This is a genomic window from Polynucleobacter yangtzensis, assembly GCF_001595965.1.
GTDB classification, from domain to species: Bacteria; Pseudomonadota; Gammaproteobacteria; order Burkholderiales; family Burkholderiaceae; genus Polynucleobacter; species Polynucleobacter yangtzensis.
In genome coordinates, this window is the sequence record NZ_LOJI01000001.1 from 342360 (window position 1) to 361231 (window position 18872).

The window sequence follows — 18872 nt, forward strand, 5'->3', positions numbered from 1 at the left end:
GTACTAACCGAGCTATTTTATGCCAACAATTAATCAATTAATACGCAAGCCAAGAGCAAAGCTTACCGTTAAAAGCAAGAGCCCTGCGATGCAAAACAGCCCGCAGCGCCGCGGTGTATGTACACGTGTGTACACAACTACTCCTAAAAAGCCTAACTCTGCGCTACGTAAAGTAGCCAAAGTTCGCTTAACCAATGGTTTTGAAGTGATTTCATACATTGGTGGTGAAGGCCATAACCTCCAGGAACACTCAGTAGTGTTGATTCGTGGTGGTCGTGTTAAGGACTTACCAGGTGTTCGTTATCACATCGTGCGCGGTTCTTTGGACTTGCAAGGTGTTAAAGATCGTAAGCAGGCCCGTTCTAAATACGGTGCTAAGCGCGCTAAGAAAGCTGCTTAATTTTTCGTAATTAAGCAGTTGTAGTTTTTTGCAGTAAGTCATTGTTTGTCAGACTTAAAAGACAAGTAAGTGGCTGTTCCGTCTAAGAATTTTCTTAGATAGTAGGACAGCCGGAGCGGGTGATTCATGTGAACACCCCTAACTGAACTGAAGGAGTAGTTATGCCACGTCGTCGTGAAGTTCCCAAACGGGAAATTTTGCCGGATCCAAAATTCGGTAATGTAGAAGTAGCTAAATTCATGAACGTCCTCATGTTGGACGGTAAGAAATCGGTTGCAGAGCGTATCGTTTACGGTGCCTTTGATCACATCGAGAAAAAAGCAAATAAAGAACCACTCGAAATTTTTTCAACAGCCATGGGCAACGTTAAGCCAATGGTTGAGGTTAAGAGCCGTCGTGTTGGTGGCGCTAACTATCAAGTTCCTGTTGAAGTTCGTCCATCACGTCGTTCCGCTTTGGCAATGCGCTGGTTGCGTGAAGCCGCTAAGAAGCGTGGCGAAAAATCTATGGCTCAACGTTTAGCCAACGAATTATTAGAAGCTGCTGAAGGTCGTGGCGGCGCAATGAAGAAGCGTGAAGAAGTTCACCGTATGGCAGAAGCTAACAAAGCTTTCTCACATTTCCGCTTCTAATCAAATAGTAAAGAAAAGGCACCAACAGTGGCACGTAAAACCCCTATCGACAAATACCGCAATATCGGTATTTCTGCGCATATTGACGCAGGTAAGACAACAACTACAGAACGCGTTTTGTTCTACACCGGTGTTAATCACAAAATCGGTGAAGTTCATGACGGCGCTGCAACTATGGACTGGATGGAGCAAGAGCAAGAGCGTGGTATCACGATTACTTCTGCTGCTACTACTACATTCTGGAAGGGCATGGCAGGCAATATGCCTGAGCACCGTATCAACATTATTGATACCCCAGGACACGTAGACTTCACCATTGAGGTTGAGCGTTCAATGCGCGTTTTGGATGGCGCTTGCATGGTTTACTGTGCGGTGGGTGGTGTTCAGCCACAATCTGAAACTGTTTGGCGTCAAGCTAACAAGTACCAAGTTCCACGTTTAGCATTCGTAAACAAGATGGACCGTACGGGCGCGAACTTCTTCAAAGTATACGAACAGATGAGAACTCGCCTCAAGGCGAATCCAATTTTGATTCAAATTCCTATCGGCGCAGAAGAAAACTTCAAAGGCGTTGTGGATTTGGTAAAAATGAAGGCTGTGTATTGGGATGAAGCTTCACAAGGTACTAAATTTACCTATGAAGATATCCCAGCTGAATTGCAAGCTTCCGCTGAAGAGTGGCGCGAGAAAATGCTCGAGGCTGCTGCTGAAAGCTCAGAAGAGTTGATGGAAAAGTATCTCGGTGGCGAAGGCTTGACCGAAGATGAAATCAAAAAGGCGTTACGTCAACGTACTATCGCTAACGAAATCGTTCCAATGTTGTGTGGCACTGCATTTAAAAATAAAGGCGTTCAGGCGATGTTGGACGCTGTAGTTGAATTATTGCCATCACCTCTGGATGTGCCACCAGTTCCATGTGAATTAGAAGACGGCACTCCTGCAGTTCGTAAAGCATCTGATGATGAGAAATTCTCAGCATTGGCATTCAAGATCATGACTGACCCATTCGTTGGTCAGCTCATCTTCTTCCGCGTTTACTCAGGTGTGATGAAGTCGGGCGACACAATTTATAACCCAATTAAGGGTAAAAAAGAGCGTGTTGGTCGTTTGTTGCAAATGCACGCTAACGAACGTGAAGAAATTAAAGAAGTTTTTGCGGGTGATATTGCAGCGGCTGTTGGCCTCAAGGACGCAACTACTGGCGAAACATTGTGTGATCCAGATAGCATCGTTGTTCTGGAGCGCATGGTATTCCCAGAGCCTGTGATCTCACAAGCTGTTGAGCCAAAGACTAAGGCTGACCAAGAAAAAATGGGTCTTGCTTTGAATCGCTTGGCACAAGAAGATCCTTCTTTCCGCGTGAAGACAGACGAAGAATCAGGTCAAACAATTATTTCCGGTATGGGCGAGCTCCACTTGGAAATTTTGGTTGATCGTATGAAGCGTGAATTTGGTGTTGAGGCAACCGTTGGTAAGCCACAAGTTGCTTACCGTGAAACGATTCGTAAGACTTGTGACGAAGTTGAAGGTAAGTTCGTTAAGCAGTCTGGTGGTCGCGGTCAATACGGTCACGTTGTATTAAAACTTGAGCCACAAGCCCCAGGTAAAGGCTTTGAATTCGTTGATGCTATTAAGGGCGGTGTCGTTCCGCGTGAATACATCCCTGCGGTAGAAAAAGGCATCATCGAAACATTGAACTCCGGTGTTTTGGCTGGCTACCCAGTCGTAGACGTCAAAGCAACATTGTTCTTCGGTTCGTACCATGATGTTGACTCCAATGAAAATGCATTTAAGATGGCGGGTTCTATGGCGTTCAAAGACGGTATGCGTAAAGCAGCCCCTGTGTTGCTTGAGCCGATGATGGCTGTTGAAGTAGAAACACCAGAAGATTTCATGGGCAACGTAATGGGCGACCTCTCATCACGTCGCGGTATTTTGCAAGGTATGGATGACATTCCAGGCGGCGGCAAGATCGTTCGTGCTGAAGTGCCATTGGCAGAGATGTTTGGTTACTCAACTGGCTTGCGCTCGTTGACCCAAGGTCGCGCTACTTACACCATGGAATTTAAGCATTACGCAGAAGCACCTAAGAACGTAGCAGAAGCAGTTATGGCTGCTAAAGCGAAGTAATTTATTAATTTTGAATATTGACTAGCTAAAGAAGGCAGACAAAAATGGCAAAAGAAAAATTCGAGCGGACAAAACCGCACGTAAACGTAGGCACCATCGGTCACGTTGACCACGGTAAAACCACATTGACAGCAGCAATTGCAACCGTGCTTTCTAAAGCATTCGGTGGCGAAGCAAAAGCATACGATCAGATCGATGCTGCTCCAGAAGAAAAAGCACGTGGTATTACGATTAATACAGCGCACGTTGAGTACGAGACAGCTAACCGTCACTACGCTCACGTGGATTGCCCAGGACATGCTGACTACGTTAAGAACATGATTACTGGTGCTGCTCAGATGGACGGCGCAATTTTAGTTTGCTCTGCTGCTGACGGCCCAATGCCACAAACTCGTGAGCACATCCTCTTGGCACGTCAAGTTGGTGTTCCTTACATCGTGGTGTTCCTCAACAAGTGCGACATGGTTGATGACGCTGAATTGCTCGAGTTAGTTGAAATGGAAGTTCGTGAGCTTCTGTCTAAGTACAACTTCCCTGGCGATGACACACCAATCATCCAAGGTTCTGCTAAGTTAGCTTTAGAAGGCGACGAAGGCAAATTGGGTAAAGAAGCCATCATGAAATTGGCTGAAGCACTTGACTCATACATCCCAACTCCAGAGCGTGCTGTTGACGGTGCGTTCTTGATGCCAGTAGAAGACGTGTTCTCTATCTCCGGTCGCGGTACTGTTGTTACAGGCCGTATCGAGCGCGGCATCATCAAGGTCGGCGAAGAGATCGAAATCATCGGTATCAAACCAACACTCAAGACAACTTGTACTGGTGTTGAAATGTTCCGCAAATTGCTCGACCAAGGTCAAGCAGGCGATAACGTTGGTATCTTGTTACGCGGTACAAAACGTGAAGAAGTTGAGCGCGGCCAAGTATTGGCTAAGCCAGGTTCAATCACCCCACATACTCACTTTACAGCCGAGGTTTACATCTTGGGTAAAGACGAAGGTGGCCGTCATACTCCATTCTTTAACAACTATCGTCCACAGTTCTACTTCCGCACTACGGACGTAACTGGTTCAATCGAGTTGCCAAAAGACAAAGAAATGGTTATGCCTGGTGATAACGTGACTATTACCGTAAAACTCATCGCTCCTATCGCGATGGAAGAAGGTTTACGTTTTGCGATCCGTGAAGGTGGCCGTACTGTTGGCGCCGGCGTGGTTGCAAAGATTTTGGCTTAAGTTTTACTAGTAATAAATATTTAGCGGTTTGCTAACCGGTGACATCAGTGCTGCTGATGTCACCGAGCTCTTTAGATGTATAACGTGGCAGCACCACAACGCTCTTTGGAATTAATATGCAAAACCAAAAAATTCGTATTCGCCTTAAAGCATTTGATTACCGTTTGATCGACCAGTCTGCAGCTGAAATCGTTGATACAGCTAAACGTACTGGCGCAGTTGTTAAGGGTCCAGTACCTTTGCCAACTCGTATCGAGCGCTTTGATATCTTGCGTTCACCACACGTGAACAAGACATCCCGTGATCAGTTAGAGATCCGTACCCATCTCCGTTTGATGGATATCGTTGATCCTACAGAGAAAACTGTAGATGCTTTGATGAAATTAGATCTCCCAGCAGGTGTGGACGTCGAAATTAAGTTGCAGTAATTTGTTGTTTCCGGTCTTTTTGCTTGTCAAGATCGGCATTTCGGGATAGAATCTCAGGCTTCGCTCAATTATTTGAGCGAAAAACTTAGTTTTATCAGCATTAAAAACGTTGTAGGTTATTGATTTAGAAGTACTTTTACTTGTAAATCACTTAAATTAATTTTGCCGACCAATCGAAGTCGGCGTGGAGCATGAATATGAGCTTAGGCTTAATCGGCCGCAAGGTCGGCATGACCCGTCTATTTACGGACGAAGGGGAAGCGATTCCTGTGACCGTAATCGACGTGAGCGACAACAGAGTCGCTCAAATCAAGACCCAGGCAACTGATGGCTATAACGCTATCCAGTTGGCACATGGCACACGTAGAGCTACTCGCGTTACCAAAGCAATGGCTGGTCACTTCGCTAAAGCAGGAGTGATGGCTGGTAACGGTCTCAACGAATTTCATTTAGACGCAGCAAAAATCGCAGAAATGACACCAGGACAAGTAATTCCTGCTGAAACTGCATTTACTGCTGGTCAAAAAGTGGACGTACAAGGCGTTTCTATCGGTAAGGGCTACGCAGGTACCATCAAGCGTTATCACTTCGCTTCTGGTCGTGCATCCCACGGTAACTCACGTTCACATAACGTACCAGGCTCAATCGGTATGGCGCAAGATCCAGGCCGTGTTTTCCCTGGTAAGCGTATGACCGGTCACTTGGGTGACGTTACACGTACAGTTCAAAATTTAGTCATCGCACGCATTGATGCAGAACGCAATCTCATCATGGTTAAAGGCGCTATTCCAGGTGCCCCAGGCGGTAAAGTTATTGTTACTCCAGCGGTTAAAACACCGTTGAAGAAGAAATAAGGAGAGCGAATATGGAACTTAAGCTTCTCCAGGACAACGGTACTTTAGGTGCAGGCGTACAAGCTTCACCAGAAGTATTCGAACGTGAATATAACGAAGCGTTGGTACACCAAGTTGTTGTGGCTTACCAAGCAAACGCACGTAGCGGTAACCGTGCACAAAAAGACCGTGAGCAAGTTAAGCACACAACCAAGAAACCTTGGCGTCAAAAAGGTACTGGTCGTGCACGTGCTGGTATGAGCTCTTCCCCGCTGTGGCGTGGAGGTGGTCGTATATTCCCGAATTCTCCAGAAGAGAATTTCAGCCAAAAAGTAAACAAGAAAATGTACCGCGCTGGTATGAGATCAATTTTGTCTCAGTTAGCTCGCGAAGGTCGTTTGAATGTTGTTGATCAATTCAGTCTCGACGCTCCAAAGACTAAAGTTTTAGCTGACAAAGTTAAAGCAATGGGCTTGGACTCAGTCTTGATTATTGTTGATCAGGTTAGCGAGAATTTGTACTTGGCATCACGTAACTTGCATAAAGTTGCTGTATGTGAGCCACAGCACGCTGATCCATTAGCTTTGGTTCAATACAAAAAAGTATTGGTAAGCAAAGCTGCGATCGCGAAAATTGAGGAGTTGCTGAAATGAGCCAAGTCCGTAAAAACGATCACAACCTAATGAGGGTTCTGCTTGGACCGGTGATCTCTGAAAAAGCCACTATGGTTGCAGAGAAAAACGAACAAGTAGTGTTTCAAGTAGCTCGCGACGCAAACAAGAGCGATGTAAAACAAGCAGTTGAATTGCTCTTCAAAGTGCAAGTCGACTCTGTTCAAATCGTAAATCAAAAAGGCAAGCCTAAGCGCTATGGCCGTTTTGAAGGTCGTCGTGACCACACTAAGAAGGCCTACGTAAGCTTGAAGCCAGGTCAAGAAATTAACTTTGAAGCGGAGGCGAATTAATCATGCCTTTGATGAAAACAAAACCGACCTCACCAGGTCGTCGCTCAATGGTCAAGGTGGTCAATCCTGACCTCCATAAAGGCAAGCCTTTTGCACCATTGTTAGAGCCACAGTTTCAAAAAGCTGGTCGTAACAATAACGGCCACATCACTACCCGTCATAAAGGTGGTGGTCATAAGCATCACTATCGTGTTGTTGACTTTAAACGCAACGACAAAGATGGTATTCCAGCAAAAGTTGAGCGCTTGGAATACGATCCAAACCGCAGTGCAAATATTGCATTGATCGTGTTTGCTGATGGTGAGCGTCGATATATTCTGGCTGCAAAAGGAATGACTGTTGGTCAGGCATTGATGAGTGGCTCTGAAGCCCCAATCAAGTCTGGTAACAACTTGCCGATTCGTAATATTCCAGTTGGTAGCACTATTCACTGTGTAGAAATCATGCCTGGCAAAGGTGCTCAAGTGGCACGTTCTGCTGGTGGTTCCGCAGTATTGTTAGCTCGTGAAGGCGTATACGCTCAGGTGCGTTTGCGTTCCGGTGAAGTTCGCCGTGTTCTGATTGATTGCCGTGCCACTATTGGTGAAGTTGGTAATGAAGAGCATAGCTTGCGCGTTATCGGTAAAGCGGGTGCAAATCGCTGGCGTGGTATTCGTCCAACCGTTCGCGGTGTGGCAATGAACCCAGTAGATCACCCACACGGTGGTGGTGAAGGTAGAACTGGCGAAGGCCGTGTACCTGTATCCCCATGGGGCACACCAACCAAAGGTTATCGTACACGTCGCAATAAGCGTACAACTTCGATGATCGTTCAACGTCGTCAAAAACGTTAAGCGATAAGGATAAATAGATATGACACGTTCAGCTAAAAAAGGCCCATTCTGCGACGCCAGCTTAGTAAAAAAAGTTGAAGTTGCACAAGCCAACAAAGACAAAAAGCCGATCAAAACTTGGTCACGCCGTTCAACAATCCTCCCAGACTTTATTGGTTTGACGATTGCTGTACATAACGGTCGTCAACACGTTCCGGTATATGTATCAGAAAACATGGTGGGTCATAAGTTAGGCGAATTTGCCTTGACCCGTACTTTCAAAGGTCACGCTGCTGACAAGAAAGTAACGAAGAAGTAAGGGGATGATGATGGAAGTTAAAGCTATTCACAAGGGTGCCCGCATTTCTGCGCAAAAGACTCGTTTGGTCGCCGACCAAATTCGTGGTTTGCCGATTGCCCGCGCATTAAACATTTTGAACTTCAGCCCCAAGAAAGCTGCCTTCATTGTGAAGAAAGTTGTTGAGTCCGCAGTGGCCAACGCTGAACACAATAAAGGTGCTGACATTGATGAGCTCAAGGTTTCAGCAATTATTGTTGATAAAGGCACTTCATTGAAGCGCTTTACCGCACGCGCTAAGGGTCGTGGAAATCAAATTGAAAAACAAACTTGTCACATTAGCGTGACCTTGAGTAACTAAGGAAAGATATGGGACAAAAGATAAACCCAACCGGATTCCGACTCGCGGTAACGAAGAATTGGACATCACGTTGGTATGCAAACAATACTGACTTCGCAAAGATGTTGAAAGAGGACGTTGACGTTCGCATCTATCTGAAGAAGAAGTTGAAAAATGCATCCGTAAGTAAAGTAGTTATCGAGCGTCCTGCAAAGAATGCACGTATTACTATCTATAGCTCACGTCCAGGCGTTGTAATCGGTAAAAAAGGCGAAGATATTGAAGTGCTCCGCCGCGAATTACAAAAGCGTATGGGCGTTCCAGTTCACGTGAACATCGAAGAAATTCGTAAGCCTGAAGTTGACGCGCAATTGATCGCTGACTCTATTACTCAACAGTTAGAAAAGCGCATCATGTTCCGCCGTGCAATGAAGCGTGCAATGCAAAACGCAATGCGTCTTGGTGCACAAGGCATCAAGATCATGTCATCAGGTCGTTTGAATGGTGCTGAAATTGCTCGTCGCGAATGGTACCGTGAAGGTCGCGTTCCACTTCATACATTGAAGGCTGATATTGATTACGCAACATCAGAAGCGGAAACAACATACGGCATCATCGGTGTAAAAGTTTGGGTATATAAAGGCGACACATTGGGTCGTGGTGCAGAAGCTCAAGTTGCTGCACAAGCTGCTGAACCAGCTGCCGAAGAAAAGAAAACTCGTCGTGCTCCAAGCAAGACAGCTGCTCGTAAACCAGCTGCTGGCACAGACAAGCCATTAGTTGCTGCTAAACCAGCAGTAAAGCGTGTGCGTAAGGTTGAAACACCTGCCGCAGATACGCAGAAGTCAGGAGAGTAAGCATGCTACAACCAAAGCGTCGCAAGTATCGTAAGGAACAAAAAGGCCGTAACACTGGCGTGGCAACACGCGGTAGTTCTGTAGCCTTTGGTGACTTTGGATTGAAGGCCGTTGGCCGTGGTCGTTTGACTGCTCGTCAAATTGAGTCAGCACGTCGTGCAATGACTCGTCACATTAAACGTGGTGGCCGTATTTGGATTCGCATTTTCCCAGATAAGCCAATTTCACAAAAACCTGCTGAAGTACGTATGGGTAACGGTAAAGGTAATCCAGAGTACTACGTAGCTGAAATTCAACCAGGCAAAGTGCTCTACGAGATGGACGGTGTTGATGAGCAATTGGCGCGCGAAGCTTTCAAGCTTGCTGCTGCTAAGTTGCCTTTACAGACCACTTTCGTGATTCGCCACTTAGGTTGATCGGGATAGAGATTATGAAAAATACAGAATTAGCTTCAAAAGATCTGAACGCTTTAAATGCAGAGTTAACCGAGTTGCTTAAGACCGGTTTCAAGCTCCGCATGCAAAAAGGCACTCAGCAACTCACAAATACCAGCCAATTGGGTAAAAATAAGCGCGACATCGCTCGTGTGAAGACTTTTATCGCCCAAAAGACTGCACAGAAATAAGGAAAAAGGGATATGACAGAATTATCTAAACCCTTGCGCCGCACCCTTGTGGGCCGCGTCGTTAGCGACAAAATGCAAAAAACTGTGACGGTGTTGGTTGAGCGTCAAGTTAAGCATCCAGTGATTGGTAAGTACGTTGGCCAGTCCAAAAAGTACCACGCTCATGACGAAGCTGGCACATACAAGATGGGTGATACCGTTGAAATTGCTGAATCTAAGCCAATTTCACGCACTAAATCTTGGGTTGTGACCCGTTTAGTTGAAGCTTCAAAGGGTATTTAAAGAAATATTAGGGATTTTGGAGAAGATTCTTCCCAAATCCCTGTTTTACGTAGTAGAATAGAAGGCTTCTCTGGTTTTATTGGAGAAGCAGTGTTTTTCATTAATTCCGGGTTTTAACTTTCGTTAAAGCCCATAGACGGAACCAAGACTGTTTGCCTTTGGCCAATAAGTTGGGGATTAGAAATGATACAAACCGAAAGTAGATTACAGGTTGCCGATAACACAGGCGCCAGTGAAGTGTTGTGCATCAAGGTATTGGGCGGCTCTAAGCGTCGTTACGCCAGTATCGGTGATGTCATTAAAGTGACTGTAAAGTCCGCTGCTCCACGTGGCCGTGTAAAAAAAGGTGACATTTATAACGCCGTAGTAGTGAGAACTGCTAAGGGTGTTCGCCGTCCAGATGGTTCATTGATTAAGTTCGATGGCAACGCTGCGGTATTGCTCAACGCTAAGTTAGAGCCAATTGGCACACGTATCTTCGGACCAGTTACACGCGAATTGCGTACTGAGAAGTTCATGAAGATCGTTTCTCTCGCCCCCGAAGTTATTTAAGAGGCTGATATGAAAAAGATTCGTAAAGGTGATTCCGTAGTTCTGTTGACTGGCCGCGATAAGGGCAAGCAAGGAACTGTTACAGCCGTTCTCGAGAACAAATTAGTAATCGAAGGCGTAAATATTTATAAAAAGAGCGTTAAGCCAAATCCAGCAGCCGGTGTTACTGGCGGCATGATTGACAAGACGATGCCTGTTCACATTTCTAATGTGGCTGTGGTTGACGGTAACGGCAAACCATCACGTGTTGGTATCAAACTCGTGGACGGTAAAAAGCAACGTTTCCTCAAAACCACTGGCGCAACTTTAAGCGCATAAGGGGCACGGAGAAATTATGAGCACACGTTTTCAAGAGCACTATCAAGCTAAAGTAGTTGCAGATTTGATCGCCAAGTTTGGTTACAAGTCTGTAATGGAAGTTCCACGTATCACTAAGGTAACCCTGAACATGGGCTTAGGCGATGCAGTGAACGACAAGAAGATTATCGAAAATGCAGTTGGCGATTTGACTAAAGTTGCAGGCCAAAAGCCAGTTGTAACTAAAGCTAAAAAAGCGATTGCAGGCTTCAAAATTCGTCAAGGTTACCCAATCGGTGCCATGGTGACATTGCGTGGTGCACGCATGTACGAATTCTTGGACCGTTTTGTTACTGTTGCATTGCCACGCGTACGTGACTTCCGCGGTATTTCTGGCAAAGCATTTGACGGCCGTGGTAACTACAACATTGGCGTTAAAGAACAGATTATTTTCCCTGAAATCGAATACGACAAAATTGATGCCCTCCGCGGTCTCAATATCAGTATTACGACGACTGCTAAAACCGACGAAGAAGCAAAAGCTTTGTTGGCAGCATTCAAATTCCCTTTCCGCAATTAAGAGGCTAACGTGGCAAAACTATCCCTGATTGAGCGCGAGAATAAACGCGCAAAAACTGTAGAGAAGTACGCTGTTAAGCGTGCCGAACTCAAAGCGATCATTGCTGATCAATCACGCAGCGATGAAGAGCGCTATGAAGCTCGCTTGAAACTACAGGCACTTCCACGTAACGCAAGCCCGATTCGTCAAAGAAATCGTTGTTCATTAACCGGTCGCCCACGTGGCACATTCCGTAAGTTCGGTTTGGCTCGTAGCAAAATTCGTGAAATCGCCTTCCGTGGCGAAATCCCCGGTTTAACCAAGGCCAGCTGGTAAGCGGCGAAAGAATTAGGAGAACTCATGAGTATCAGCGATCCAATCGCCGACATGTTGACAAGGATCCGCAATGCGCAAGCAGTGCAGAAACCCGTAGTCTTGATGCCGTCGTCAAAAGTTAAAGTAGCCATCGCAAAAGTTTTGCAAGATGAAGGCTATATCGAAAGTTTCGAAATCAAAGGTGAAGCAGCTAAGCCAGTGCTCCACATAGATCTCAAATACTATGCAGGCCGTCCTGTTATCGAGCGTATCGACCGTGTATCTACACCAAGTCTGCGTATCTATAAAGGCCGTCATGACATTCCAGAAGTAATGAATGGCTTGGGCATTGCAATTATTTCAACCCCTCAAGGCGTAATGACAGACCGTAAAGCACGTGCAACAGGCGTGGGCGGCGAAGTTATTTGCTTCGTAGCTTAAGGAGCGAAATATGTCCCGCGTAGGTAAATCACCAATTACAGTTCCTAAAGGCGCTGAAATCAGCATCAATGGTGCAAACATTACTGTTAAAGGTCCTTTGGGCACTTTGACACATAACTTGCATCCTTCTGTTGGTTTGAAACAAGAAGATGGCGTATTGACAGTTGTTTTAAATAACGACTCACCAGAAGCTGGTGCTCAGTCAGGTACAGCCCGCGCTTTGGTTAACAACATGGTTGTTGGCGTAACTACTGGCTTTGAGCGCAAGCTCAGCTTGGTAGGCGTTGGTTACCGTGCTGCTGCTCAAGGCGAAACATTGAAGTTGCAGTTAGGTTTCTCACACGACATTATTTACAACCTGCCAAAGGGTGTAAAGGCTGAGACTCCAACTCAAACTGAAATCATTATCAAAGGTTCCAACAAGCAGCAAGTTGGCCAGGTCGCAGCTGAAGTTCGCGCATACCGTTCACCAGAGCCATACAAAGGCAAGGGTGTTCGCTACGTGGATGAGGTTGTGCATCTGAAAGAAACTAAGAAGAAGTAAGCGAGATTAGAAAATGAATAAAGACGAATCCAGACAAAGACGTGCTAGGCAGACTCGTATTCGCATTGCCGAAGCATTGGCAAATCGCTTAACAGTTATCCGTAGCAACTCACATATTTCTGCTCAGGTTTATAGCCCATGCGGAACCAAGGTTGTAGCAGCTGCTTCAACAATGGAAAAAGATTTGCGCCAAGCGATCAAAAACGGCGGCAACGCTGAAGCGGCAAAACAAATCGGCAAGTTAGTTGCTGAGCGTGCTGTTAAGGCAGGCGTTGTTGATGTTGCATTTGATCGTTCCGGTCATCGTTACCACGGCCGTATTAAGGCCTTAGCTGAAGCTGCGCGTGAAGCCGGCCTGAAGTTCTAATAGGGTTTAGGAAAAAACATGGCAAAAATGCAAACTAAGATGCAAAACGAAGAGCGTGATGATGGTCTTCGCGAGAAGATGATTGCTGTTAATCGTGTAACTAAAGTGGTTAAGGGTGGTCGCATTCTCGGCTTCGCTGCACTCACTGTAGTTGGCGATGGCGATGGCCGCATCGGCATGGGTAAAGGTAAATCAAAAGAAGTTCCAGTTGCTGTTCAAAAGGCAATGGACGAAGCACGTCGCAAGATGATCAAGGTTACTTTGCGTAAAGGTACATTGCAGCACACTGTTACTGGTCAACATGGCGCGTCACGTGTTTTGATTTCTCCAGCTAAAGACGGTACTGGAATTATTGCTGGCGGCCCAATGCGCGCGATTTTCGACGTAATGGGTGTAACTAACGTGGTTGCTAAGTCACTCGGCTCAACAAACCCATACAACTTGGTTCGTGCAACCATTGATGGTTTGAGCAAGATGAGTACTCCTGCTGAGATTGCTGCTAAGCGCGGTAAGTCAGTTGAAGAGATTCTCGGCTAAGACCAAAAGATTAGGAATCTATAAATGACAACATCTAACTCCAAAGTCAAACTGCAATTAGTACGCAGCTTGATCGGTACACGCGAAAGCCATCGTGCAACTGTTCGTGGCTTAGGCCTCGGTCGCATCAATTCAGTTTCTGAATTGGAAGACACTCCAGCTGTTCGCGGCATGATTAATAAAGTTTCTTATCTAGTTAAAGTCATTGGCTAATAACTAGCAAGTAAATAGGCGAAGAATATGCAACTCAACACAATTAAACCTGCAGAAGGCTCCAAGAAAAACCGTCGTCGCGTTGGTCGCGGCATTGGTTCTGGTCTTGGTAAAACTGCTGGCCGTGGTCACAAAGGTCAAAAATCTCGTTCTGGTGGTTTCCACAAGGTTGGATTTGAAGGCGGTCAGATGCCTATGTATCGTCGTTTGCCAAAACGTGGTTTCGTGTCTTTGACACGTCGTCATGTTGGTCAAATTACTTTGAACGACTTAGCAAAAATCAATTTGCCAGAAGTAGACTTATTGGTATTGAAAGCCCATGGTTTTGCTGGTGAGCAGATCAATGCAGTTAAGGTTATCAAGACTGGCGAACTCAAGATTGCTGTAACCCTTAAGGGCATCACAGCTACTGCTGGCGCTAAAGCAGCTATTGAAGCAGCTGGCGGCAAATTGGTTGAGTTGGCTTAATAGGTCTTTGAGTAGATATGGCATTAGCACCTACCAATAACGCAAGCACCCCAGCAGCAGGTGGCAAGTTTGGCGAACTACGCCAACGCTTAGTCTTCCTGGTGTTGGCTTTGCTCGTGTTCCGTTTGGGTGCACATATTCCAGTTCCTGGAATTGACCCAGACCAATTGGCACAGTTATTTTCTGGCCAAAAAGACGGTATTTTGGGAATGTTTAATCTATTCTCAGGCGGCGCTTTATCTCGCTTCACCGTTTTTGCCTTAGGAATCATGCCTTATATTTCTGCATCGATCATCATGCAGTTAATGACTATCGTTGTACCCTCTTTAGAGGCTTTGAAAAAAGAAGGTCAAGCTGGTCAGCGTAAGATTACTCAGTACACACGTTACGGCACTGTGCTCTTGGCAACATTCCAAGCATTGGGTATTTCTGTTGCCTTGCAGGCTCAGCCAGGTTTGGTTATCAACCCAGGTTTGATGTTTGAATTGAACACTGTAGTAACTTTGGTTACTGGCACGATGTTCTTAATGTGGCTTGGTGAGCAAATTACTGAGCGTGGTCTTGGTAACGGTATTTCCATCATTATTTTCGGCGGCATTGTTTCTGGTTTGCCGAATGCATTAGCAAGCTTATTAGAGTTGGTTCGTACTGGCTCAATGAACATTATTTCTGCATTGCTCATCGTTGTGATTTGCGTAGCAGTGACATATTTTGTGGTGTTTGTAGAGCGCGGTCAGCGCCGTATCTTGGTTAACTACGCTAAACGTCAAGTTGGCAATAAGATCTACGGTGGCCAATCTTCTTACTTCCCATTGAAGTTGAATATGGCAGGCGTTATTCCTCCAATTTTTGCTTCTTCAATTATTTTGTTCCCTGCAACTATTGCTGGCTGGTTCACATCAGGCGAGCCAACCAATATGTTCAGCCGAATTATTAAAGACTTGGCAGCTACTTTGGCACCAGGACAACCTGTGTACACAATTTTGTATGCAGCTGCGATTATCTTCTTCTGCTTCTTTTATACCGCATTGGTATTTAACAGTCGTGATACAGCTGAGAACCTAAAGAAGAGTGGTGCATTCGTTCCAGGTATTCGTCCAGGCGATCAAACAGCGCGTTACATCGATAAGATCTTGGTGCGTTTGACTCTAGCCGGTGCAATTTATATGGTTCTGGTTTGCTTGTTGCCGGAATTCTTAGTGTTGAAGTACAACGTGCCGTTTTATTTCGGCGGTACTTCGTTGTTGATTATTGTTGTTGTTGCAATGGATTTCATGGCTCAAGTTCAGTCATTCGTAATGCAACAGCAGTATGGCTCTTTGATGAAAAAAGCCAACTTTAAGATGGGCGCTTAACTGAATGTCTAAAGACGATGTAATTCAGATGGCGGGAGAAGTTGTAGAGAATTTGCCGAACGCGATGTTTCGCGTGAAGCTTGAAAACGGACATGTGGTTCTAGGGCATATTTCCGGAAAGATGCGGATGCATTACATCCGTATTTTGCCGGGAGATAAGGTAACGGTGGAGATGACTCCTTACGACCTAACGCGCGCCAGAATCATTTTCCGTGCGAAGTAAAGATTAGTAGTACCTATTTTTAAGAGGTGAGTTATGAAAGTTTTAGCATCCGTTAAGTGTATTTGCAGAAATTGCAAGATCATTAAGCGCAAACGCGTTGTGCGCGTGATCTGTTCTTCAGACGCACGTCATAAGCAGCGTCAAGGCTGATCTGGTTAATTAAGAGGAAATCTCATGGCACGTATCGCTGGGGTAAACATCCCAAATCATCAACATACTGTTATCGGTTTAACAGCAATTTTTGGCATTGGCACAACTCGTGCACGCAAAATTTGTGAAACCACAGGTGTTGCAATCGACAAAAAAGTTAAAGACCTTACTGACGGTGACTTGGAAAAGTTACGTGATGAAGTAGGTAAATTCATTACTGAAGGTGACCTTCGTCGTGAAGTAACTATGAGCATCAAGCGTTTGATGGACTTAGGTTGCTACCGCGGTGTTCGTCATCGTAAGGGCTTGCCTGTACGTGGTCAACGTACCAAGACTAACGCGCGTACCCGTAAGGGCCCACGTAAGTCTGGCGTGCAACTGAAGAAATAATCAAGAAAGTTTATTGACATGGCAAAACAACAATCCGCTTCCGCCGCTTCACAGCGCGCTCGTAAGAAGGTTAAAAAGAACGTTGCTGACGGTATTGCACACGTTCACGCTTCTTTTAACAACACCATTATTACGATCACTGATCGTCAAGGAAATGCGCTTTCATGGGCAACTTCTGGCGGCCAGGGCTTCAAAGGCTCACGTAAATCAACACCTTTTGCTGCTCAGGTAGCTGCAGAAGTTGCTGGTAAGACAGCTATTGAATGCGGTATCAAGAACTTGGAAGTTCAGATCAAAGGCCCAGGCCCAGGTCGTGAATCAGCAGTTCGTGCATTGAACTCATTGGGCATCAAGATCACTGAGATTCAAGACGTAACTCCTGTTCCACACAATGGTTGCCGTCCTCCAAAGCGTCGTCGTATCTAAGCTTGGAAGTTGGCAGTTCAACAGTTTCAGTAGTTTTTTATTAAAGCCCACTGTTCGCCTGATTTAAAGGGCGAACTCACCGCCGGTCGCAAGACTGCGGCAAAGAAAGGAAAGCATCGTGGCACGTTACTTAGGGCCTAAGGCCAAATTAGCACGTCGGGAAGGTACCGACTTATTTTTAAAGAGCGCACGTCGCGCCCTGTCAGACAAGTGCAAGTTAGATACTAAGCCTGGTCAACATGGCCGTACATCTGGCTCAAGAACATCTGATTACGGTAATCAATTGCGTGAAAAGCAAAAGGTTAAGCGTATCTATGGCGTATTAGAGCGTCAATTCCGTCGCTACTTCGCAGAGGCTGAGCGTCGCAAGGGCAACACTGGTGAAACATTGCTCCAGTTGCTTGAGTCACGTTTAGACAACGTGGTTTATCGCATGGGCTTTGGTTCTACACGCGCTGAAGCACGTCAGTTGGTTTCCCACTGTGCAATTTTGCTCAATGGCAATCCAGTAAACATTCCATCTATTCAAGTTAAGCCTGGTGATGTAGTTGCTATTCGTGAAAAAGCGAAGAAGCAAGCGCGTATTACAGAATCACTCAATTTGGTTGGGCAAATGGCAGCTGTAACTTGGGTTTCAGTTGACGCAGCCAAGCTCGAGGGAACATTTAAGCAAGTGCCTGACCGTGAAGATATTAGCGGTGAAATTAATGAAAGTTTGATCGTCGAATTGTATTCACGCTAATTAGGCACTCTCAAGGAAAAAATATGCAAACAAATTTGCTCAAGCCAAAGATTATTTCTGTTGAAGCGCTTACCGCCAACCAAGCAAAGGTTGTTATGGAGCCGTTCGAGCGTGGCTATGGCCACACACTCGGAAATGCATTACGTCGTGTACTGTTGTCCTCGATGGTTGGTTATGCGCCAACTGAAGTAGCTATTGCTGGTGTTGTTCATGAGTACTCCACATTGGATGGAGTTCAAGAGGACGTAGTAAACCTCTTGTTGAACCTCAAAGGTATCGTATTTAAGTTGCAGTCACGTGACGAAGTTACTATCAATTTGCGTAAAGAAGGTCCAGGCGTTGTTACTGCAAAAGATATCGATTTGCCACATGATGTAGAAATCATGAATCCTGATCACGTGATCGCCCACTTGTCTGCTGGTGGCAAGTTGGACATGCAGATCAAGGTTGAAAAAGGCCGCGGCTATGTTCCAGGTAACGTACGTCAATATAACGACGAAGCTACTAAGATCATTGGTCGTATCGTGTTGGATGCTTCATTCAGCCCGGTAAGCCGTGTTAGCTATGCTGTTGAATCTGCTCGTGTTGAGCAACGTACCGACCTTGATCGTCTCGTAATGACTATCGAAACAAACGGTGTGTTGTCTCCTGAAGAAGCAATTCGTCAAGCAGCTAGCATCTTGGTTGATCAGTTAGTTGTATTCGCAGCTCTTGAGAGCAGCGAAGTTTCTGGTGATTTGGCACCAAGTCGCTCTTCAATGGTTGATCCAATGTTGATGCGTCCGGTAGATGATCTCGAGTTGACAGTTCGCTCTGCAAACTGCTTGAAGGCTGAGAACATTTACTACATCGGTGATTTGATTCAACGTACAGAGAATGAATTGTTGAAGACGCCTAATCTAGGTCGTAAATCTTTGAATGAAATCAAAGATGTATTGGCGGCTCGTGGCTTAAGTCTTGGCATGAAACTCGAAAGCTGGCCTCCAGCTAACCTCGAGAAATAATTAGAAAGGAAGCATCATGCGTCACGGAAACGGCTTACGCAAACTAAACAGAACATCATCACATCGCTTGGCGATGCTGCGCAACATGTCCAATTCACTTTTGGAGCACGAAGTCATTAAAACGACTTTGCCAAAAGCTAAAGAATTGCGCATGGTTGTTGAGCCTTTGATTACCTTGGGTAAAAAAGATAACTTAGCAAACCGTCGCTTAGCATTCAATCGCACACGTGATCGCGATATCGTTGCCAAGCTCTTTACAGAACTCGGTCCACGCTACGCAACTCGTCCAGGTGGCTACCTTCGCATTTTGAAGTTTGGCTTCCGTCATGGTGACAATGCACCAATGGCTTTGGTTGAGTTGGTAGATCGTCCAGAAGTTGATGAAACTGCAGTAGTAGCTGAAGAGGCTTAAGTCTCACGGTTACAGTAAAAAGCCAGGCTTCGGTCTGGCTT

The 18872-nt window shown here is 45.7% G+C and carries 33 protein-coding genes; all 33 read left to right on the forward strand.

The window, feature by feature from the left end; genetic code table 11:
• Positions 1-19: 19 nt before the first annotated feature.
• The 33 genes from rpsL to rplQ all read left to right on the forward strand — a co-directional run bounded on the left by rpsL (position 20) and on the right by rplQ (position 18831).
• Positions 20-400, forward strand: coding sequence for a 30S ribosomal protein S12 (gene rpsL, locus JaK3_RS01770; protein WP_068320100.1), 381 nt, complete (start codon positions 20-22; stop codon positions 398-400).
• A gap of 161 nt (positions 401-561) precedes the next feature.
• Positions 562-1032 (forward strand): 30S ribosomal protein S7, encoded by a 471-nt coding sequence (gene rpsG / locus JaK3_RS01775; RefSeq protein ID WP_068320103.1) that lies wholly within the window; start codon positions 562-564, stop codon positions 1030-1032.
• Positions 1033-1059: 27 nt separating this feature from the next.
• On the forward strand, positions 1060-3162 hold the full coding sequence (gene fusA, locus JaK3_RS01780) for an elongation factor G (RefSeq protein ID WP_068320106.1): 2103 nt from the start codon (positions 1060-1062) through the stop codon (positions 3160-3162).
• A gap of 44 nt (positions 3163-3206) precedes the next feature.
• The gene (gene tuf / locus JaK3_RS01785; protein ID WP_068320082.1) at positions 3207-4397 is read left to right on the forward strand and encodes an elongation factor Tu; all 1191 of its coding nucleotides are present in this window, start codon (positions 3207-3209) and stop codon (positions 4395-4397) included.
• 116 nt (positions 4398-4513) lie between these two features.
• A complete protein-coding gene (rpsJ, locus tag JaK3_RS01790) occupies positions 4514-4825 on the forward strand; it encodes a 30S ribosomal protein S10 (protein WP_011901899.1) in 312 nt (103 codons plus the stop codon).
• Between the two features lie 197 nt (positions 4826-5022).
• Positions 5023-5679, forward strand: coding sequence for a 50S ribosomal protein L3 (rplC, locus tag JaK3_RS01795; protein ID WP_068320108.1), 657 nt, complete (start codon positions 5023-5025; stop codon positions 5677-5679).
• Between the two features lie 11 nt (positions 5680-5690).
• Positions 5691-6311: a 50S ribosomal protein L4 gene (rplD, locus tag JaK3_RS01800; RefSeq protein WP_011901901.1), complete on the forward strand. Its 621-nt coding sequence runs from the start codon at positions 5691-5693 to the stop codon at positions 6309-6311.
• Positions 6308-6622 carry a 50S ribosomal protein L23 gene (gene rplW, locus JaK3_RS01805; protein WP_068320111.1) on the forward strand — a complete coding sequence of 105 codons (315 nt, stop codon included), beginning with the start codon at positions 6308-6310 and terminating at the stop codon, positions 6620-6622. The genes rplD and rplW overlap by 4 nt, the downstream gene beginning before the upstream one ends.
• 2 nt (positions 6623-6624) lie before the next feature.
• Complete coding sequence (gene rplB / locus JaK3_RS01810; protein WP_068320114.1) at positions 6625-7455, forward strand: 50S ribosomal protein L2; 831 nt, start codon at positions 6625-6627, stop codon at positions 7453-7455.
• A gap of 19 nt (positions 7456-7474) precedes the next feature.
• The gene (gene rpsS, locus JaK3_RS01815; protein ID WP_011901904.1) at positions 7475-7753 is read left to right on the forward strand and encodes a 30S ribosomal protein S19; all 279 of its coding nucleotides are present in this window, start codon (positions 7475-7477) and stop codon (positions 7751-7753) included.
• A gap of 7 nt (positions 7754-7760) precedes the next feature.
• Positions 7761-8093: a 50S ribosomal protein L22 gene (gene rplV / locus JaK3_RS01820; protein WP_198929325.1), complete on the forward strand. Its 333-nt coding sequence runs from the start codon at positions 7761-7763 to the stop codon at positions 8091-8093.
• A gap of 8 nt (positions 8094-8101) precedes the next feature.
• On the forward strand, positions 8102-8929 hold the full coding sequence (gene rpsC, locus JaK3_RS01825; protein ID WP_068320116.1) for a 30S ribosomal protein S3: 828 nt from the start codon (positions 8102-8104) through the stop codon (positions 8927-8929).
• Between the two features lie 2 nt (positions 8930-8931).
• A complete protein-coding gene (rplP, locus tag JaK3_RS01830) occupies positions 8932-9345 on the forward strand; it encodes a 50S ribosomal protein L16 (RefSeq protein ID WP_011901907.1) in 414 nt (137 codons plus the stop codon).
• Positions 9346-9359: 14 nt separating this feature from the next.
• Complete coding sequence (rpmC, locus tag JaK3_RS01835) at positions 9360-9554, forward strand: 50S ribosomal protein L29 (RefSeq protein WP_068320118.1); 195 nt, start codon at positions 9360-9362, stop codon at positions 9552-9554.
• Positions 9555-9566: 12 nt separating this feature from the next.
• Positions 9567-9836, forward strand: coding sequence for a 30S ribosomal protein S17 (rpsQ, locus tag JaK3_RS01840; RefSeq protein ID WP_011901909.1), 270 nt, complete (start codon positions 9567-9569; stop codon positions 9834-9836).
• A gap of 183 nt (positions 9837-10019) precedes the next feature.
• Positions 10020-10388 carry a 50S ribosomal protein L14 gene (gene rplN, locus JaK3_RS01845; protein WP_015420241.1) on the forward strand — a complete coding sequence of 123 codons (369 nt, stop codon included), beginning with the start codon at positions 10020-10022 and terminating at the stop codon, positions 10386-10388.
• Between the two features lie 9 nt (positions 10389-10397).
• Positions 10398-10706 (forward strand): 50S ribosomal protein L24, encoded by a 309-nt coding sequence (gene rplX / locus JaK3_RS01850; RefSeq protein WP_011901911.1) that lies wholly within the window; start codon positions 10398-10400, stop codon positions 10704-10706.
• Positions 10707-10722: 16 nt separating this feature from the next.
• Entirely contained in the window at positions 10723-11265 is a 543-nt protein-coding gene (gene rplE / locus JaK3_RS01855) for a 50S ribosomal protein L5 (RefSeq protein ID WP_046329383.1), read from the forward strand.
• A 9-nt stretch (positions 11266-11274) separates the two neighbouring features.
• Positions 11275-11580, forward strand: a complete 306-nt coding sequence (gene rpsN / locus JaK3_RS01860) for a 30S ribosomal protein S14 (RefSeq protein WP_011901913.1) — start codon at positions 11275-11277, stop codon at positions 11578-11580.
• A gap of 24 nt (positions 11581-11604) precedes the next feature.
• The gene (gene rpsH / locus JaK3_RS01865) at positions 11605-12000 is read left to right on the forward strand and encodes a 30S ribosomal protein S8 (protein ID WP_068320120.1); all 396 of its coding nucleotides are present in this window, start codon (positions 11605-11607) and stop codon (positions 11998-12000) included.
• Between the two features lie 10 nt (positions 12001-12010).
• Positions 12011-12544: a 50S ribosomal protein L6 gene (gene rplF, locus JaK3_RS01870; RefSeq protein WP_068320122.1), complete on the forward strand. Its 534-nt coding sequence runs from the start codon at positions 12011-12013 to the stop codon at positions 12542-12544.
• Positions 12545-12557: 13 nt separating this feature from the next.
• On the forward strand, positions 12558-12911 hold the full coding sequence (rplR, locus tag JaK3_RS01875; protein WP_068320124.1) for a 50S ribosomal protein L18: 354 nt from the start codon (positions 12558-12560) through the stop codon (positions 12909-12911).
• A gap of 18 nt (positions 12912-12929) precedes the next feature.
• Complete coding sequence (gene rpsE / locus JaK3_RS01880) at positions 12930-13448, forward strand: 30S ribosomal protein S5 (protein ID WP_011901917.1); 519 nt, start codon at positions 12930-12932, stop codon at positions 13446-13448.
• Positions 13449-13472: 24 nt separating this feature from the next.
• Positions 13473-13661: a 50S ribosomal protein L30 gene (gene rpmD / locus JaK3_RS01885; protein ID WP_015420249.1), complete on the forward strand. Its 189-nt coding sequence runs from the start codon at positions 13473-13475 to the stop codon at positions 13659-13661.
• A gap of 27 nt (positions 13662-13688) precedes the next feature.
• Complete coding sequence (gene rplO, locus JaK3_RS01890; RefSeq protein ID WP_068320126.1) at positions 13689-14129, forward strand: 50S ribosomal protein L15; 441 nt, start codon at positions 13689-13691, stop codon at positions 14127-14129.
• Between the two features lie 17 nt (positions 14130-14146).
• The gene (gene secY, locus JaK3_RS01895; RefSeq protein WP_068320128.1) at positions 14147-15484 is read left to right on the forward strand and encodes a preprotein translocase subunit SecY; all 1338 of its coding nucleotides are present in this window, start codon (positions 14147-14149) and stop codon (positions 15482-15484) included.
• A gap of 4 nt (positions 15485-15488) precedes the next feature.
• A complete protein-coding gene (infA, locus tag JaK3_RS01900; protein ID WP_068320132.1) occupies positions 15489-15707 on the forward strand; it encodes a translation initiation factor IF-1 in 219 nt (72 codons plus the stop codon).
• A gap of 33 nt (positions 15708-15740) precedes the next feature.
• Entirely contained in the window at positions 15741-15857 is a 117-nt protein-coding gene (gene rpmJ, locus JaK3_RS01905; protein WP_012357167.1) for a 50S ribosomal protein L36, read from the forward strand.
• Positions 15858-15881: 24 nt separating this feature from the next.
• Positions 15882-16247 (forward strand): 30S ribosomal protein S13, encoded by a 366-nt coding sequence (gene rpsM, locus JaK3_RS01910; protein WP_015420253.1) that lies wholly within the window; start codon positions 15882-15884, stop codon positions 16245-16247.
• Positions 16248-16265: 18 nt separating this feature from the next.
• Positions 16266-16673 (forward strand): 30S ribosomal protein S11, encoded by a 408-nt coding sequence (rpsK, locus tag JaK3_RS01915; protein ID WP_015420254.1) that lies wholly within the window; start codon positions 16266-16268, stop codon positions 16671-16673.
• 118 nt (positions 16674-16791) lie between these two features.
• Entirely contained in the window at positions 16792-17415 is a 624-nt protein-coding gene (gene rpsD, locus JaK3_RS01920) for a 30S ribosomal protein S4 (RefSeq protein ID WP_068320135.1), read from the forward strand.
• A 23-nt stretch (positions 17416-17438) separates the two neighbouring features.
• Positions 17439-18419, forward strand: a complete 981-nt coding sequence (locus tag JaK3_RS01925; RefSeq protein ID WP_068320137.1) for a DNA-directed RNA polymerase subunit alpha — start codon at positions 17439-17441, stop codon at positions 18417-18419.
• A 16-nt stretch (positions 18420-18435) separates the two neighbouring features.
• A complete protein-coding gene (gene rplQ / locus JaK3_RS01930) occupies positions 18436-18831 on the forward strand; it encodes a 50S ribosomal protein L17 (RefSeq protein WP_068320139.1) in 396 nt (131 codons plus the stop codon).
• The last annotated feature ends 41 nt before the right edge of the window (positions 18832-18872 follow it).

What these genes read in the sequence shown, in the direction of transcription:
- rpsL (WP_068320100.1), top strand. Translation starts at nt 20, where the DNA reads ATGCCAACAATTAATCAATTAATACGCAAGCCAAGAGCAAAGCTTACC.
- rpsG (WP_068320103.1), top strand. Translation starts at nt 562, where the DNA reads ATGCCACGTCGTCGTGAAGTTCCCAAACGGGAAATTTTGCCGGATCCA.
- tuf (WP_068320082.1), top strand. Translation starts at nt 3,207, where the DNA reads ATGGCAAAAGAAAAATTCGAGCGGACAAAACCGCACGTAAACGTAGGC.
- rpsJ (WP_011901899.1), top strand. Translation starts at nt 4,514, where the DNA reads ATGCAAAACCAAAAAATTCGTATTCGCCTTAAAGCATTTGATTACCGT.
- rplC (WP_068320108.1), top strand. Translation starts at nt 5,023, where the DNA reads ATGAGCTTAGGCTTAATCGGCCGCAAGGTCGGCATGACCCGTCTATTT.
- rplD (WP_011901901.1), top strand. Translation starts at nt 5,691, where the DNA reads ATGGAACTTAAGCTTCTCCAGGACAACGGTACTTTAGGTGCAGGCGTA.
- rplW (WP_068320111.1), top strand. Translation starts at nt 6,308, where the DNA reads ATGAGCCAAGTCCGTAAAAACGATCACAACCTAATGAGGGTTCTGCTT.
- rplB (WP_068320114.1), top strand. Translation starts at nt 6,625, where the DNA reads ATGCCTTTGATGAAAACAAAACCGACCTCACCAGGTCGTCGCTCAATG.
- rpsS (WP_011901904.1), top strand. Translation starts at nt 7,475, where the DNA reads ATGACACGTTCAGCTAAAAAAGGCCCATTCTGCGACGCCAGCTTAGTA.
- rplV (WP_198929325.1), top strand. Translation starts at nt 7,761, where the DNA reads ATGATGGAAGTTAAAGCTATTCACAAGGGTGCCCGCATTTCTGCGCAA.
- rpsC (WP_068320116.1), top strand. Translation starts at nt 8,102, where the DNA reads ATGGGACAAAAGATAAACCCAACCGGATTCCGACTCGCGGTAACGAAG.
- rplP (WP_011901907.1), top strand. Translation starts at nt 8,932, where the DNA reads ATGCTACAACCAAAGCGTCGCAAGTATCGTAAGGAACAAAAAGGCCGT.
- rpmC (WP_068320118.1), top strand. Translation starts at nt 9,360, where the DNA reads ATGAAAAATACAGAATTAGCTTCAAAAGATCTGAACGCTTTAAATGCA.
- rpsQ (WP_011901909.1), top strand. Translation starts at nt 9,567, where the DNA reads ATGACAGAATTATCTAAACCCTTGCGCCGCACCCTTGTGGGCCGCGTC.
- rplN (WP_015420241.1), top strand. Translation starts at nt 10,020, where the DNA reads ATGATACAAACCGAAAGTAGATTACAGGTTGCCGATAACACAGGCGCC.
- rplX (WP_011901911.1), top strand. Translation starts at nt 10,398, where the DNA reads ATGAAAAAGATTCGTAAAGGTGATTCCGTAGTTCTGTTGACTGGCCGC.
- rplE (WP_046329383.1), top strand. Translation starts at nt 10,723, where the DNA reads ATGAGCACACGTTTTCAAGAGCACTATCAAGCTAAAGTAGTTGCAGAT.
- rpsH (WP_068320120.1), top strand. Translation starts at nt 11,605, where the DNA reads ATGAGTATCAGCGATCCAATCGCCGACATGTTGACAAGGATCCGCAAT.
- rplF (WP_068320122.1), top strand. Translation starts at nt 12,011, where the DNA reads ATGTCCCGCGTAGGTAAATCACCAATTACAGTTCCTAAAGGCGCTGAA.
- rplR (WP_068320124.1), top strand. Translation starts at nt 12,558, where the DNA reads ATGAATAAAGACGAATCCAGACAAAGACGTGCTAGGCAGACTCGTATT.
- rpsE (WP_011901917.1), top strand. Translation starts at nt 12,930, where the DNA reads ATGGCAAAAATGCAAACTAAGATGCAAAACGAAGAGCGTGATGATGGT.
- rpmD (WP_015420249.1), top strand. Translation starts at nt 13,473, where the DNA reads ATGACAACATCTAACTCCAAAGTCAAACTGCAATTAGTACGCAGCTTG.
- rplO (WP_068320126.1), top strand. Translation starts at nt 13,689, where the DNA reads ATGCAACTCAACACAATTAAACCTGCAGAAGGCTCCAAGAAAAACCGT.
- secY (WP_068320128.1), top strand. Translation starts at nt 14,147, where the DNA reads ATGGCATTAGCACCTACCAATAACGCAAGCACCCCAGCAGCAGGTGGC.
- infA (WP_068320132.1), top strand. Translation starts at nt 15,489, where the DNA reads ATGTCTAAAGACGATGTAATTCAGATGGCGGGAGAAGTTGTAGAGAAT.
- rpmJ (WP_012357167.1), top strand. Translation starts at nt 15,741, where the DNA reads ATGAAAGTTTTAGCATCCGTTAAGTGTATTTGCAGAAATTGCAAGATC.
- rpsM (WP_015420253.1), top strand. Translation starts at nt 15,882, where the DNA reads ATGGCACGTATCGCTGGGGTAAACATCCCAAATCATCAACATACTGTT.
- rpsK (WP_015420254.1), top strand. Translation starts at nt 16,266, where the DNA reads ATGGCAAAACAACAATCCGCTTCCGCCGCTTCACAGCGCGCTCGTAAG.
- JaK3_RS01925 (WP_068320137.1), top strand. Translation starts at nt 17,439, where the DNA reads ATGCAAACAAATTTGCTCAAGCCAAAGATTATTTCTGTTGAAGCGCTT.
- rplQ (WP_068320139.1), top strand. Translation starts at nt 18,436, where the DNA reads ATGCGTCACGGAAACGGCTTACGCAAACTAAACAGAACATCATCACAT.